The sequence below is a fragment of the Streptomyces sp. CB00455 genome (assembly GCF_001905445.1).
In the GTDB taxonomy this organism is placed as follows: Bacteria; Actinomycetota; Actinomycetes; order Streptomycetales; family Streptomycetaceae; genus Streptomyces.
Window position 1 is genome coordinate 19838 of the sequence record NZ_LIVQ01000016.1, and the last position, 13097, is coordinate 32934.

A 13097-nucleotide genomic window follows, 5' to 3' on the forward strand; every position below is an offset into this window, starting at 1 on the left:
GGCCGACGACTGTCGCAGCCTAGACCGGCCCACCGGGCGTCAAGAAACCTGGACCAAACGGGATGGCACAGACAGCGGACCGCCCGCCCCCGGAGATGGCGGACGCCGGGCTGATCGCCCGCTCACCCTCGGCCGTCACGACCCGACTGGACGCCTCCGTTCCGTCGGCCGCACGGTCCCGCTGCGTCCTGACGCGGCCCGCGAGCTCGCCGAGCACCTGACCCCGCCGACTCCGCCCATCCCTGGACCGGTGTGACGTTCTCGTCGGTGTGGGGGCCCGCGACGTCCTCGACACCACCCTTGTCCAGCCCGGCCTCGTCGCGGAGATCAGCGCCGACACCTCCGTCGACCGCGGTGGTGTCTACCGACATCCGATCCGGTACGTGCGCCTGCGTCTGGATGCGGCCGTGGAGGACGTGCCCCGGTTGGTCGGGGGTCCGGCCGCAGCCACGGGATAGTGCCGCCCGCCGATGCTGGGGTGGGCACCTGCACAGTGGGGGAGGGGCAGGTGCCCACGGGTGACGACCGGGGGCCGCTCACCGCGCCGGCCGCCGGTTCCAGCCTAAATCCACCAAGCCGCAGGCACCGCAGCAAGGGAGCTCCGCCCGGACTGACCATGAGTGGGCGCCGGTGTTCGTCAGCTGGTCTGTTGCAGCGACTGCGGCATGGCAGGGGCGTGTACACACCCGCTGTTGGCCGAGGTGGTGGGGATGCTCATGCGGCGCAGCAGATCCGCCCGAACTCGGCGGCCCCGACTGCGCCGATCATCAGCACCTCCCGCCGCAGCGGGCGGGGGTGACGGCTCGGTTGGCTCCCTTTCCGCCGGGGACCGTGCGGAAGGCGTGGCCGGTGACGGTCTCCCCGAGCCGGGGGCCTTGGGGACGTAGGCGACGACGTCCATGTTCGTACTGCCGAGCAGGGCGATGGCCGTCATGAGCGTGCTGGGTCCACGCCGTCCCCAACACGGCGCTGATTGCCGCCGCCCTCACCCACGCCGAGGGGGATTTCACCCACTCCGTCCACCGTGTCGCCCGTGCATCCGAGGCCTCGGTGACGGGGGCGTGGCCCAGACGGCCGCGCCTGGCCCTGGGCGGGCGTGCGGCTCGAACGGCGCCGGCGGGTTGCGTGTTCTGGCGGGGGTGTCGTCGTTGGGAGTGCAGGAGGCGGGTGCGGCTCCGGCTTCCGGGCGGTTTTGATCACGCTGGGAAGGGCGGGCCGGGCCCGTGTGAATGTCGACCAGGGGAGAGTCGTGTCCCAGCCTCATGTTTCCGATGTGCCGCCGCGGGGCGAGGGCCGCCGCTGGCATCCGGCCCTTGCTGTTCCCGTCGTGATCGCCGCTACGGCCGTGCTTCCGCCGCTGGGTGCGGTGCTGGCGTTCTGGGCTCGCTGGGGCAAGTCGGCCAGGGCCGTCACGGTCACGCTGGCCTGTGTCTGGTTCATCGTGCTGGTGGCCGCGGATCCAGGTGGGCAAAAGCCGCGGGACGACGCCAAGGGCGCCCCGCAGCCGACCGTCACGGCCACCGCGACTGCGACGGCCACGGTGATGGTGACGCTCACCCCCGCCCCCATTCCGGCCACGGCGTCGGCCTCTTCCGTCGCCGTGCCCACGCCGGCACCCACCGTGCTGTCCCCGTCCCAAGACGTGGCAAAGACCACAGGACCCCGGCAGGCGCCCCCCGCCCCCGGCGGCCCACAATCCGGTTCCGGCAGCGGCGGCCGAGCCACCCCCGACGACGGCAACGCTGACGGTCCCAGCAAGGCGGTCAGCTACCGCAACTGCACTGACGTCCGAGCCGCTGATGCTGACCCGATCCGCCGCGGGGACCCCGGATACGGGCGTCACCTCGACCGTGACGGCGACGGGGTCGCCTGCGAGTAGACACCACCACAAGAGCCGCCCGACCCGGGGATGCCCGGCCGGACGCAAGTCCCGACCCGGGCATTTCGGGCGGCAGCACAAGTTCGTCTTGATGGCCGGACACGGAGGGCGTGCGCGGGGCGTGCTCTTCGTGCCCGGCAGCGGCCTGCCTCGGGTCGGTCAGGGGGCGGGTTCGCAGACGACGGCGGTGTTGCGGCAGTCCTCGGCGAACCCGAGGAGGGCCTGGCGCTCGTTCTCGTCGACGGTCAGGTCCCAGCGCAGCTTCTTACCGACCCAGGTTGCGGCGTACGTGCAGTGGTAGGAGCCGTCCGAGAACAGCCACTCCGCCGGGTCCTTGCCGGCCTTGCTCCTGTTTGGAGGCGGCGGAGACCGCGATCAAGGTGTATGGGCTGTTCTGGTCGTTCGCGTACGCCTCCCGCCGCGCCGCCGACTACGGCACCTGTTCAAAGTCGTACACCTCGGCGAGCGGCACAAAGTGGTCGACGTCCAGGCGGGCGGCGTCCGTCACCACGATGTTGTCGTAGGCGGAGCGCCAGGATCCGCCGGTCAGCTTGCAGCCGGCCGCCACCTGCGGCGCCTTGATGGCTTCAGCGAGGATGACCTCCCTGCGGGTGTCCCAGCCATCCCTGGCGTTCAGGCCCTTGTTCCAGTGCTTGTACAGGTTCCGGCTGTAGCCCTCGCGGTGCTCGACAGCCATCGGCGGCCGGTCGATCGCCTCGAACAACGGCAACGGAGCACGCACCCGGCCGGGCCCGCCACACCAGCGGCCACCGGTGCCACCGTGGCGGCGGGAGCGGAATGGGCGGCCGGAGCCGCGAGAACGGGGTAGGGGCGCACGGGGCGAGCGCGGGCAGACCGCGCAACGTCAGGTTCTTGATCAGACTGGTTGTTGACGAGCATGCGCAGGGTCAGGCTGTGCTTCTCCGGCGGCAGGGCCTTCATGCCAGTGCGACGCCGCCTGCCCGGTCGCCGGAGGTGTCGTGTGGGGCGCCTGTCCGCTTGCCCTGCTCGGAGGGCATGTGGGAGGGGCGGGGCGACCGTGCAGGCGGCAGGCGGCTCGTAGGCGGATTCCGGCGGCCTCGTGATGCTGTGAAATTGCATGGTGAGGCGGCCGTCGAACTGAAGATGTGCTCCGTTCGGGTGAACGTGGAAGGCGTGTCGGTCGCCCGGCTCCGACACCGGGAGATGCGTCGATTGCATTATCTGATCGCTTGATTGGCGGATTTGTCGCAGCGTTTTCGAAAACGTGCTCTACAGGGGGTGGGGGCACTGCGGGTGCGCGGGAGCCGTTTCTGCGCACCCCAGTTTCACGCCGGCGGCCGGCGTGGTGGTGCGGGCATCGGCGTGGTTACCGTTCGGGACCTGGACTCGGACACGCACTGCGAAACGAGAAAGGGTCCCGAGGGCGGCAACCCCCGGGACCCTGCGCGTTCGACCGGGCGCCCATCCGACCTAAGGAGAGACAGCCGTGATTGAACGCGCGTACCGGAAATTTGTTGCCCTTTTTCCGGCGTTGCCCGAAGGTACCATTCCGTTGTTTTGGGCTGCGCAAACGGAAACCCTCAGCACCCTTTCGGTGATGCTCCGTTTCGGGTCCGTGCTGACGGGCGCCGCGATCTGGGCCGTGCTGCAGGGAGCGGCCTCCGAGGAAGTACTGCTCATGGTCGCGCCCGCTGCGTTCGGCGACCGCAGCGTCGTGATGTTTCAGCGCCTGCGGCGCTTCTGAACTCGGCGGCGGCGTCGCCCTGATGAGGGGACGGCGCCGCCGTCAGGCGAGCTCCGGACTCAGCGTGCCCGACGGATCGCCGTCCGCCGCCGCTGCAGGCGACCCATCGACAACGCCCCTCGTCCTCGACCACGGACGTGCGGCAGTGCGTCGAGAACCGGACAACTCCCGCGCACCGTCATGTCCGCATCCCGCCGATCACGACCGGCCGAGGTTCTGATGCCCGACACCTTTCCCGCTCACGCCTCCCGCCCGCACACCTCCGCCGGGCTGCCACCCTCGGAGGGGCCGCACCCCACACGTGGTGGCGTGATCGCCCTCGCCTACGAAGCGTTCTGCGTCACCCACCACGCCGTCTATGCCCGCTACGCGGCCCTGCGGCTCGGCAGTGCCCGTGCCGGTGCGGAGACGGCTGCCGCGGCGCTGGACGAGCTCGCGCCGCTGTGGGCGTCGGCGCTGACCTGCGCCGCCCCCGCCGCGATCTCCTGGCAGCTGCTCACCGAACTGGTCAACGCCCGGGCCGGCGGACGCCGGCCGGTCCGGGGAGAGTCGGCCCGGCGGGCGGACGCGGTGATCCTCGGCGAGCACCTGGGCCTGTCCGGGCGACAGGCCGCCGAAGCGATGGGCCTGCCGGTGCGCGAGTTCGACGTACTGTTCCGCGCCGCACGGCACGCTCCCGGAACCTGAAGGGAATTGCCCGGCGCATGCGTGCGGCGCATTCGGATAACCCGACAGGCGACCGGCTTGAAGGAGCGCGCGCCCGGGATGCGGGACGCGGAAGACCCGGCTGGTTTGCGCCCCCGTGCGTCACCCCGGCAGGGGAGGGGGCCTGGTCACCTTCCCTGCCGGGCTCTTAACATGGCGTGCCTACCGTCGAGGCCGGAGCCGCCGCCTGCGTGGTCCGGCACCATCCTGGGGGCCGACCTATTCCATGATCGATGTCAGCAAACCCAGCGTCGCACGCATGTACGACTATTTAATCGATGGCACGGACAATTATCCCTCCGACCGTGCCGCCTGTGCCGAGCTGCTGAAGATGGCTCCCTCGACACGGGAACTCGCGCGGATCAACCGCGCCTTTCTGGTGAGGGCTGTGCGCTACCTCGCCCGTGAAGCGGGAGTCTTCCGCTTCCTGGACCACGGGTCCGGGCTGCCCACCCGGCCCAACGTCCACGAGGTCGCCCGGCAGACGCATCCGCAGGCGCGGGTCGTCTACATCGACAACGATCCCCTTGTCATCGCCCACGGGCGGGTGATGCTCGAAGAAGACCTGCGGAATACCTGGGTCATAGGGGCCGACTTCCGCGACACCGACGGCATCTTCGCCGTCCCGGAGGTCCGCCGGCTGGTGGAGGACGACCAGCCGGTCGCGGCGCTGTTCGTGTCCGTCCTGCACTGCATCCCGGACGAAGACGACCCTTGGGGCCTGGTCAAGAACGTCGCGCGCCGCCTTCCGGCCGGGAGCTACATGGTCATCTCCCAGCTCGCCAGCGACGACGCCGCCCTGCGCGAGGAGGTCACCTCGTTCATGCGGGAGATCACCGGTGGCACTTGGGGGCGGGTGCGCAGCACGGAAGAGGTCCGCTCGCTGTTCGACGGCCTCGAACTCGTCGAGCACCCACGGCCGGTGGAAGTGTCCACGTGGCGGCCGGATACAGACATCTTCCCCCGGCAGCAGACCCGGGAATGGATCGAATTCGGCGGCGTCGCGCGGGTCCGCTAGCTCTGGTCCACGAGGTCGTCGATCCGGGCCTGGAGGAAACGGAGCGTGTCAGCCTTGCCGAGCGCGTGCTGGCGCACCCCGTGCAGGGACGCCCGGTGCTCCTCCAGGCGCAGACGTTCCTCCACCCACACCGCGGTGACGTTCGCCGCTTCCACGTACAGCATTTCGGAGGGCCCCTCCGCCTCCGGGAGCTTGAGCAGCGTCATCGCGGTGGTCAGGGGCGGGCAAATGCCCCACGCCGACGTCGGGAACACCCGAATGTGCACCCGGTCCCGGTTCTCGCAGAGGCTGAACAGATACCGCAGCTGTTCGCGCATGACGGCCGGACCGCCGAACGGCCGACGCAGCAGGGCCTCATCAATCAGGGCCGTGAACTCCGGCGGATCGGTGCGCTCAAGCAGCTGCTGGCGCTGCTTCCTCACGTCCCTGCGCTGTTCCAGCTCGGTGCGGTTGCCGGCTTCGTCCAGCTTGGGAACCTCGAACACGGCGTTCATGTAGGCGGTGGTCTGGAGCAGGCCGGGAACGTAGTTGCCCTCGTAGGTCTGGATCTCGCTGGCGCGGCCCTCAACGTGCAGGAGATCGCTGAAGGCAGCGGCCACCACGCCCTTGTGACGCCACCACCACGGCCGCTCGGTGTCCAGGACGAGCTGGGCCCGCATCATCACGCTGCGGTACTCCTCACCCTCACGGGGCACCTCGTAGAGGTCCAGCATGCGCCTGATGTCGTCTTCGCTGAACCTGACGTTCGAGGCACCGTTCTCGATGCGACTCAGCTTCGCTGGCGACGAGACGGCCCCAGCGCGCACCACATCGTCGCCGGTCAGCCCGTAGGCGGTCCGGTGCCGCACCAGTGCGGCGCCCAGCAGGCGCCGCACGATGGGCGGGACAGAAGAGGCCGGCTCCGGCGCCCGGATCGGCTCGCTTCCGCCCACGACTTCAAACGGCCTCGGCCGAGCGGCCACATTCTCTCCCCGGTCACATTGCGAACCCGTGCCAGCCGTGATCCTGGAGTCCGGCGCGTACAGACGCAACCCGGGGCCAAGCATTTTCAGACGGTCATGCCATCGAACTCCCCGCCCCGTGCACCCGCGAGGAACGCGTCGATCTCCGCCCGTGTGAACACAAGTGCGGGCCCTTCAGGGAACCGGGAGTTTCGTAACGCAACGGCATCTTCTGCCACTCGTGCAATTTCAACGCAGTTGTTGTACGCGTCGCTCGCGCGCGCTTTCCTCCAGACGACCCCCTCAAAATCCATGGCGTTGATCCCGTTGTCGTAGTGGTTGGTCATGAAACCTCCAGATCGCTGTTGACCAGCAGAGACTTCCCATTGCCCAGCCTGCTGGGCAGGAACTGACGGTGTTCCCTGGCATCGCCGTGAAAGTTTCACCAGCCGGCGGGCAGCGACGAGCCTATCCGCCTTCCGGGCTCGGCCGCCGTCCCTCGGAAGAGCGTTCTTTCCGGTCACTAAATCCTCCAAATCCGTCTCTAGCCCGAGGGCGCGGAACGGCTGAGAATGGCCGAGAAACCAGACACCCGGAGCTCTGCCCGCCCGGGAGAGCCGTTCTGTCGTCGGATCCGCTCATCCGCCGCGACCGCCCTGGGGACCGGACTGACCGGCGCTGTTCACCAGCGTGTGCCTGTCCGCCGACCACGCCTCCCCAGAGGACCGAGGCGTAGAAGTTGGGCGCCTATGTTGGGTAGTTGGCGTGTCCGCGGGTCGACTGTGGGGAGTACCGTCCGCGTGAGGAGTGCAGACCGGAGAGGTGCCGCTCATGACCCATCCCCCTGACACCGGTATCGGGGCGCGCGTGCGTGTGGCCCGGATCGCGGCAGGCCTGACGCAGGCGGAGATGGCCGGGCTGGTGGGCCGCTCGGAGCGTTGGGCCGAGGACGTCGAGGCCGGCCGCCTCTCCCTGGACCGCTACTCCCTGATCACGGCCGTGGCCACGGTCTGCGAGGTCGACGTCGTGTGGCTGCTCGGACAGCCCTACCGGCTGCGCCGCGAACAGGGCTCCGCCGTCCCGCACGTGCCCGCGCTCCGCGCGGCGCTGCGCCGCTCCTCCCTCATCCTCTCCGGACACCCGGGTCTCGTACCGTCCGGGCCGGCCGCCGACGTCCAGCGTGTCCGGGACCAGGCCGCCGCCACCAACCGGCACCGCCAGGGCGCGAACTTCCCGCGGTCGCAGGCCTCCTGCCCGCCCTGCTGGAGGACCTGAACACCACGATCCTGATACACGAGCGCGGCACCGCCGAGTGGGACGAGGCCCTGCGGCTCCTGGTCGACGCGGCCCGCAACGCCGGCCAGACCCTCAACCAGACCGGTCTGCCCGACCTGGCGTGGGTCGCGGCGGAAGTCGCGGCCGGGGCGGCGACTCAGCTGGACGACCCGATCGTGAAGGCCGCCGTCGCGTGGGACCGGTGCGGCGCCCTGCTCCACCAGGGTTCGGCCCGCGAGACGCAGGCGGTCGCGGACGCCGCCCTGCGCGCTCTGGAGCCGATCTCGGCGACGGGGGACACCGACGCCCTCGTACTGGAGGGCGCCCTGGTGCTGCGTCAGGTCGTAGCCTGCGCACGCGCCGGCGACGCGGACGGGGCCTGGAGCCAGGCCACCCGCGCACTGGAGGTCTCCGGTCGGCTTCCGGACGGGCATCACGATCTGAGGTGGCAGACCGTGTTCTCCCGAGCGAACGTCCTGGTGCACACGACCGAGGCGGGCGTCGAAGTCGACGCGCCCGACACCGGGCTGTCGTTCGTCGACGACGTCGCCGTGGCGGCGATGCCGAGCCGGGAGCGCATCACCCACTACCGGATCGACGAGGCACGGGCCATGCACCGCATGGGCCGCTCCGGCGACGCCGTGGTCACCCTGCGGTCGGCCGCGCAACGCGCACCGCACTACGTGCACGCCCACCCGATGGCCCGGGAGCTCGTTGGCGACATGGTTCGCCGGGGCGTCCCGTCGCAGGCCGCGTCCTTGTCGGGGCTGGTGCGCGGGATGGAGCTCGTGTCCTGACGTCGGGGCGCATATGCCAGTTGGACCGCACCGAACGCCGACTCGCCATAAGGCGCTGCGCGCCCTGGTCCCACCAGCCGAGCGGTCTGCCCCGTGAGCCTCGGCCCGAGCGCGGCCTGATCCACCGCAGCAGCCACCGGCCGCACCTGGTTGCTGCGAACCTGCCGGGCCGGTGCCGCACTCCCCTTCGAGGCACTGGCCCGGCCACCGGAACAACACCGCAAACTTCGCGGAGAGTTGGTCACGGGTCTCGTCCGGGATGCGCATACCAAATGAGAATCTCCTCGGCACCACCTTCCTCTACCCCCTGCCCGACAAGATCGGCCGCGCATGGCCGGCACTGCGGCAGGAGTACCGCGGCATCACCGGATCCACGGCCAACCTGCCCTACACGGGCCTGCTCACAGTCCTGCGCGCCACCGGCTACACCTGTGCAGACCTGTACCCCGCAAGCAAGACCGACCCGCCGAAATTCCTGGCCACCAGCCGCCCCCTGAACCCCGACGACCTGCACGCCGCGATCGTCCTGTGGGAGCAGGCCCTGCTGCAGACCGACGGCGACCAGTTCTCCTTCGCCTACCAGAGCGAGATCGCCGACCTCATCGCCAGCACCACTCCCGAGGAGACCTCACTGTGGGAACACTTCACCCGCACCGGTGCCTGCATCGACGCCCCCGGCTGGGCCTGGAGGGCCGCCAGCTGGGCCATCGCGAACCAGCTGGCCTCCCAGCCCTGGCAGATCGACGGTAAGACCGTCCGCTTCCGGCCCGACCTGGCCAACTGCCTGCAGGTATGGGACACCGACCTGCTGTGGACGAACACCTGGGGCGCCGCCTACGGCGATGGCGACACCACCGAGACCATCGGCGAAGAGGACCCAGCGTGGAAGACCCGGATCCACTACGCCACCCTGCGCCTCGAAGTAGCCGTCAAATCCCACCCCGGGCTCAACGCCCCCGTCGCCACAATCCAGCCCCGCGTCTCGCGCCTCAGCAACACCCTCAAAAGCGCCCGCACCGCCTGGTTCGCCCCCCGTGCCGCCGACGGCCCCCTGCTCAAACTGCAGCTGGGCGGCAGAGGCGAGCACACCCACCTGGACCACACCACCCGCCTGGCACTGGACGCCTGGACTCGCCTGCACGGCGAAAGCGTCTTCCCCCGCGCCGATGATGAGACCGAGTTCCTCGCCCCCCACGCCTGCGACCTCGCCGGACAACCGGGCGCCCTGCGCGCCCTCATCTCCTTCTCCGGCACCTTCTCCCTGGGCAAAGGCGTCGGCATGCACACCCGCCGCGAACTCGCCCGCCACACCAGCACCGCCCTCGGACAGCCGCTCCTGCGCACCCACCACGTCGCCGGACGCCCATTCGGCAGCCGCCGCACCACCACCGAGGGCCGCGACAGCGTCCTGCTCGACGACCCCCGCCTGAGCAAGATCATCGCAGCCGCCGGCCGCGAACACCTGCGCTTCCTCGTCCTGTACCGCCGCCAGAGCGAGCGCACCCGCATGCAGCGCCTGCTCGCCTACCACTTCAACCGCCCCGACCTGGCCGCTGCCGGCATGCCGGAGAACAAGGTCGTCCCGCTCACCGACCACGTCGAGGCATACCTCCAGCCCGCCGACGAACTGCTCAGACACGGTGACCACCACGCGCAGCGCCCCGCCCTCGCCCGCCAGCTCGAAGGTCTGGACGCCCCCGAAGGCACCCGACTACTTGCCCTGTGCGAGACCGAGTACGACGCGAAGGCCTGGGCCCGCCAGCGCCGAGCCTCCCGCAAGCCCGACGCCACCGTCACCGACCCGTACGAGCTCGACGCCAAGCCTCACGCCAGCCGCGAACTCGCCCGCCTCGGCGTGCTCACCGAATTCCTCACCCCCCACAAGCCCGGACGCCGCAACCCGCGCAAGAAGGCCCGCAAGATCACCACCGCCCTCGACCAGTTGGGCAGCGAACTCGCAGGCGACCACCGCGGCCACATGGCAGTCGCCGACCTCCACCGCACCGCAGGCCTGGTCCACCCTCGCCTTACGGACGCCCTGGCCTACGGCCCCCACGGCCTCAAAGAACCCCTCGTCCACGTCGGCCTGCACCTGCGCGAGCAGCGAGGCCGCCGCCGCGGCCCGGCCACCGAGCATCCCCGCCTCATCTGGACCCTCGTCGCACTCGCTCCCCGGCCTGAAGGACTGTGGCGAACCCTGGCCTACCTGCCCGACGAGCAGTCTCCCGGCGGCTCCTGGCTCGACTACGCTACAGCCAACACCCTCCACCGCAGCCGGCGCCTGCCCGACGGTCGCCGCAGGGACGCACAGCTGCCCCGCTCCATCGACCGGGCCCTGTGGGACCTCGGCGCCTACGCCGGCACCGCCACGGGCTACATCGTCTACGTCTCCGGCGACCAGGCTCGCAGCATCTGGCCGCTGCTGGCCAACCGCCACCTGGGCCGCGCCCCCGGCCCCGACGGCACCCTTGACGGGCGTCCCGCACTGCCCGGCTTCGCCCTCCCCGCCGACCATCGCCCCCGGGCCGTCCTGCGCGTCACCGCCGGCAGCGACCACGTAGCCTCGCCCGCCCTCGTCGAACGACTTGACTACACCGACGAGACCTCCGTCGAGACCCACGAGGGCAAGCTCGCCACCGGCCTGTTCCAAATGGAGAGCACCACCAACACGTTCATCCTGTGCAACTTGCCCCAGCAATACATCGGTAGCTCCCGCTACGCCCGCGCAGGCGAGAAGTACTCACGGTGGGCCAGCACCTCCGCTGCGGAACAAGCCGAAACCTGGTACAGCCACACCGCAACGGAAATCAGCGTGCTCCACGCTCCCGACGACCACGCACCACTCACCTACGGCCTGGCGGCGGCCCGCCTGTGCGACCACGCCTTGCACTGGAACCACCGCACCCGCTACCCAGCCCCCATCCACCTTGGCATTCAGATGGACAAGAACCATTGGGAATACCGGCGCACCGTCGATGCAGACTCCGAAGTCGAGGACTGAACGCGGCCCACTTCGGCGCATGCTGGTGGGCCTCGGTGGTCTCACTCGCCGGCTCGGACGCGGCTTCCTGACCGGCCAGTACAGTTCGGTCGAAGGGCTGGCGGAGACCGACGTGCGGCGCAGCCAGCCGCGCTTCGCCGACGGCAACCTCGAACGGAACCTGACGATCGTTGCGAAGCTGAACGAGCTGGCTGCGGCGAAGGGGGTCACCACCGGCCAGCTCGCCCTGGCATGGGTGCAGCACCGGGGCGACGACGTGGTGCCGATCCCCGGCACCCGGCGCCAGCGCTACCTGGAGGAGAACCTCGCCGCCCTGGCCGTCGAGCTGTCCCCGGAGGAGCTCGCCGCCATCGAGGCGGCCGCCCCGCCCGAGCAGGTCGCAGGCACCCGCTACGACGCCACCAGCCTCACCTTCGTCAACAGCTAAACCCGCCGCGCCTCACCGCCCCCGTTCCGCTGCGCAGCCCTGCATGTCGTTCGCTGCGGCCAGTACGAGAACAGGTCCGGGACATTCGGCTGTGTTCCGCTGGAGACTGACCGGTCCCCGTGGTGGTGCGGCGCTCATGCAGCCGGAGACGTTCGCGTGTGCCCGGAAGAACGAGCCCGCCGGAACCTGCATACCGCAGGGCGTCGGCAGAAGGGTCTGCGGCCACGCGACCGCGTTCCCGGCACCAGCTCCGCGAGAACACCCACACCCGCTACACCGCCTGCGTCCACCAGCACCTCATCCCCGGCCTGGGCAAGAAGAAGCTCGCCAAGCTCGCCGCCAAGGACGTCCGTACCTGGCTCAACCAGGTCCGCACCACCTGCCAGTGCTGCGCCCGCAGCATCGATGCCGGCCGTGATCAGCCCCGTTGCTGCGCCGCCGGAGCGTGCTGCTCCAAGCGGCTCTCCCCGCTGACGCTGGCGTACATCCACTCCGTCCTCAAGTCCGCCCTGGAGCACGCCGTCCGCGAGGAGGAGATCACACGCAATGTCGCCCGCAACGTCCGCACGGGTACGCCGCGCCCCCGTCGGTTCGAACCGCTCACGGCAGACGAAGCCCGCCAGTTCCTCGCTGCTGTTCGCAATCACCGCCTGTTCGCGCTGTACGAACTCGCCCTCCGAACGGGACTCCGCAAGGGCGAACTCCTCGGCCTTCAGTGGGAAGACCTCGACCTCCAGAAGGGCACTGCCAGCATTCGCCGTACCCTCCAGCGCACCCAGACCGGCGGGCTCACCGTCCTGCCCACCAAGACCCGAGCCTCCGAACGACGCATCGCCCTCCCCAGCGAGTGCATCCAGTCATTCAAGGAACACCGTGAGGTACAGGAAGGAGAACGAGAGGCGGCAGCGGACGACTGGAGGGACAACGGCCTCGTCTTCAGCACTCGGGCAGGAGGGCCGATCGATCCCGCGAACCTCAATCGCCACTTCCGCGCCCTCCTCGATCGGGCAGGGCTCCGCCGCATCCGCTTCCACGACCTACGCCACTCCACCGCCACCCTCCTCCTGGAGCAAGGCGTCGAACTCATCGTGATCAAAGAACTCCTCGGCCACGCCCACATCGGCGTCACCGCCACCGTCTACGCCCACGTCAGACTCCGCCTCCAACGCGACGCCATCGACCTCCTCGGCCGCACCCTCCGGCGCTCCGACGAGACCACCAGCCAACCCGACGACCGTGACGAACCGCCGCCCTGCGCAGCACCCATCCGCTGACGTTGCCGTCAACTACTGCCGTCAGACACTCCAGCACGCGCCAGAGGCCCCACC

The 13097-nt window shown here is 70.0% G+C and carries 12 protein-coding genes and 2 pseudogenes; 10 read left to right on the forward strand and 4 right to left on the reverse strand.

The annotated features are described in order from the left end of the window. The first annotated feature begins 269 nt into the window (after positions 1-269). Complete coding sequence (locus tag AMK16_RS33415; protein WP_073921101.1) at positions 270-458, forward strand: hypothetical protein; 189 nt, start codon at positions 270-272, stop codon at positions 456-458. 277 nt (positions 459-735) lie between these two features. Here AMK16_RS33415 and AMK16_RS37930 read toward each other — a convergent pair. Further along, a pseudogene (locus tag AMK16_RS37930) lies at positions 736-934 on the reverse strand (PfkB family carbohydrate kinase); the annotation flags it as partial. 393 nt (positions 935-1327) lie between these two features. Between AMK16_RS37930 and AMK16_RS37940 the strand changes: the two are divergent. Beyond that, positions 1328-1879, forward strand: a complete 552-nt coding sequence (locus AMK16_RS37940) for an excalibur calcium-binding domain-containing protein (RefSeq protein ID WP_242439050.1) — start codon at positions 1328-1330, stop codon at positions 1877-1879. A 430-nt stretch (positions 1880-2309) separates the two neighbouring features. Here the strand turns inward: AMK16_RS37940 and AMK16_RS37945 are convergent, their stop codons facing one another. After that, a complete protein-coding gene (locus tag AMK16_RS37945) occupies positions 2310-2603 on the reverse strand; it encodes a hypothetical protein (protein WP_242439051.1) in 294 nt (97 codons plus the stop codon). Positions 2604-3347: 744 nt separating this feature from the next. Here AMK16_RS37945 and AMK16_RS33435 point away from each other — a divergent pair. The 3 genes from AMK16_RS33435 (at position 3348) to AMK16_RS33445 (ending at position 5328) form a co-directional block, all read left to right on the forward strand. Continuing rightward, a complete protein-coding gene (locus tag AMK16_RS33435; protein WP_073921102.1) occupies positions 3348-3605 on the forward strand; it encodes a hypothetical protein in 258 nt (85 codons plus the stop codon). 219 nt (positions 3606-3824) lie between these two features. Beyond that, on the forward strand, positions 3825-4292 hold the full coding sequence (locus AMK16_RS33440) for a hypothetical protein (protein ID WP_143196931.1): 468 nt from the start codon (positions 3825-3827) through the stop codon (positions 4290-4292). A 244-nt stretch (positions 4293-4536) separates the two neighbouring features. Continuing rightward, positions 4537-5328, forward strand: coding sequence for an SAM-dependent methyltransferase (locus AMK16_RS33445; protein ID WP_073921104.1), 792 nt, complete (start codon positions 4537-4539; stop codon positions 5326-5328). Here the strand turns inward: AMK16_RS33445 and AMK16_RS33450 are convergent. Together AMK16_RS33450 and AMK16_RS33455 are read right to left on the reverse strand one after the other, a co-directional pair. Then, on the reverse strand, positions 5325-6260 hold the full coding sequence (locus AMK16_RS33450) for a helix-turn-helix domain-containing protein (protein WP_206780528.1): 936 nt from the start codon (positions 6258-6260) through the stop codon (positions 5325-5327). The two genes, AMK16_RS33445 and AMK16_RS33450, sit on opposite strands and share 4 nt — an antisense overlap. 116 nt (positions 6261-6376) lie before the next feature. Then, positions 6377-6616 carry a DUF397 domain-containing protein gene (locus tag AMK16_RS33455; RefSeq protein WP_073921106.1) on the reverse strand — a complete coding sequence of 80 codons (240 nt, stop codon included), beginning with the start codon at positions 6614-6616 and terminating at the stop codon, positions 6377-6379. A gap of 484 nt (positions 6617-7100) precedes the next feature. Between AMK16_RS33455 and AMK16_RS37950 the strand changes: the two genes are divergently transcribed. The 5 genes and pseudogenes from AMK16_RS37950 (at position 7101) to AMK16_RS33475 (ending at position 13043) form a co-directional block, all read left to right on the forward strand. Then, positions 7101-7544, forward strand: coding sequence for a helix-turn-helix domain-containing protein (locus tag AMK16_RS37950; RefSeq protein WP_242439052.1), 444 nt, complete (start codon positions 7101-7103; stop codon positions 7542-7544). Positions 7545-7720: 176 nt separating this feature from the next. Then, on the forward strand, positions 7721-8341 hold the full coding sequence (locus AMK16_RS37955; RefSeq protein WP_242439053.1) for a hypothetical protein: 621 nt from the start codon (positions 7721-7723) through the stop codon (positions 8339-8341). A 259-nt stretch (positions 8342-8600) separates the two neighbouring features. Continuing rightward, positions 8601-11342, forward strand: coding sequence for an RNaseH domain-containing protein (locus tag AMK16_RS33465; protein ID WP_073921107.1), 2742 nt, complete (start codon positions 8601-8603; stop codon positions 11340-11342). Then, positions 11242-11769, forward strand: a pseudogene (locus AMK16_RS33470) (aldo/keto reductase); the annotation flags it as partial. The gene AMK16_RS33465 and the pseudogene AMK16_RS33470, both read left to right, overlap by 101 nt. Positions 11770-11927: 158 nt before the next feature. Next, a complete protein-coding gene (locus AMK16_RS33475; RefSeq protein ID WP_242439054.1) occupies positions 11928-13043 on the forward strand; it encodes a tyrosine-type recombinase/integrase in 1116 nt (371 codons plus the stop codon). Positions 13044-13097: the final 54 nt, after the last annotated feature.

Coding starts and splice junctions, on each gene's coding strand:
- AMK16_RS33465 (WP_073921107.1), top strand. CDS start 8,601: ATGCGCATACCAAATGAGAATCTCCTCGGCACCACCTTCCTCTACCCC.
- AMK16_RS33440 (WP_143196931.1), top strand. CDS start 3,825: ATGCCCGACACCTTTCCCGCTCACGCCTCCCGCCCGCACACCTCCGCC.
- AMK16_RS33445 (WP_073921104.1), top strand. CDS start 4,537: ATGATCGATGTCAGCAAACCCAGCGTCGCACGCATGTACGACTATTTA.
- AMK16_RS37950 (WP_242439052.1), top strand. CDS start 7,101: ATGACCCATCCCCCTGACACCGGTATCGGGGCGCGCGTGCGTGTGGCC.
- AMK16_RS33455 (WP_073921106.1), bottom strand. CDS start 6,616: ATGACCAACCACTACGACAACGGGATCAACGCCATGGATTTTGAGGGG.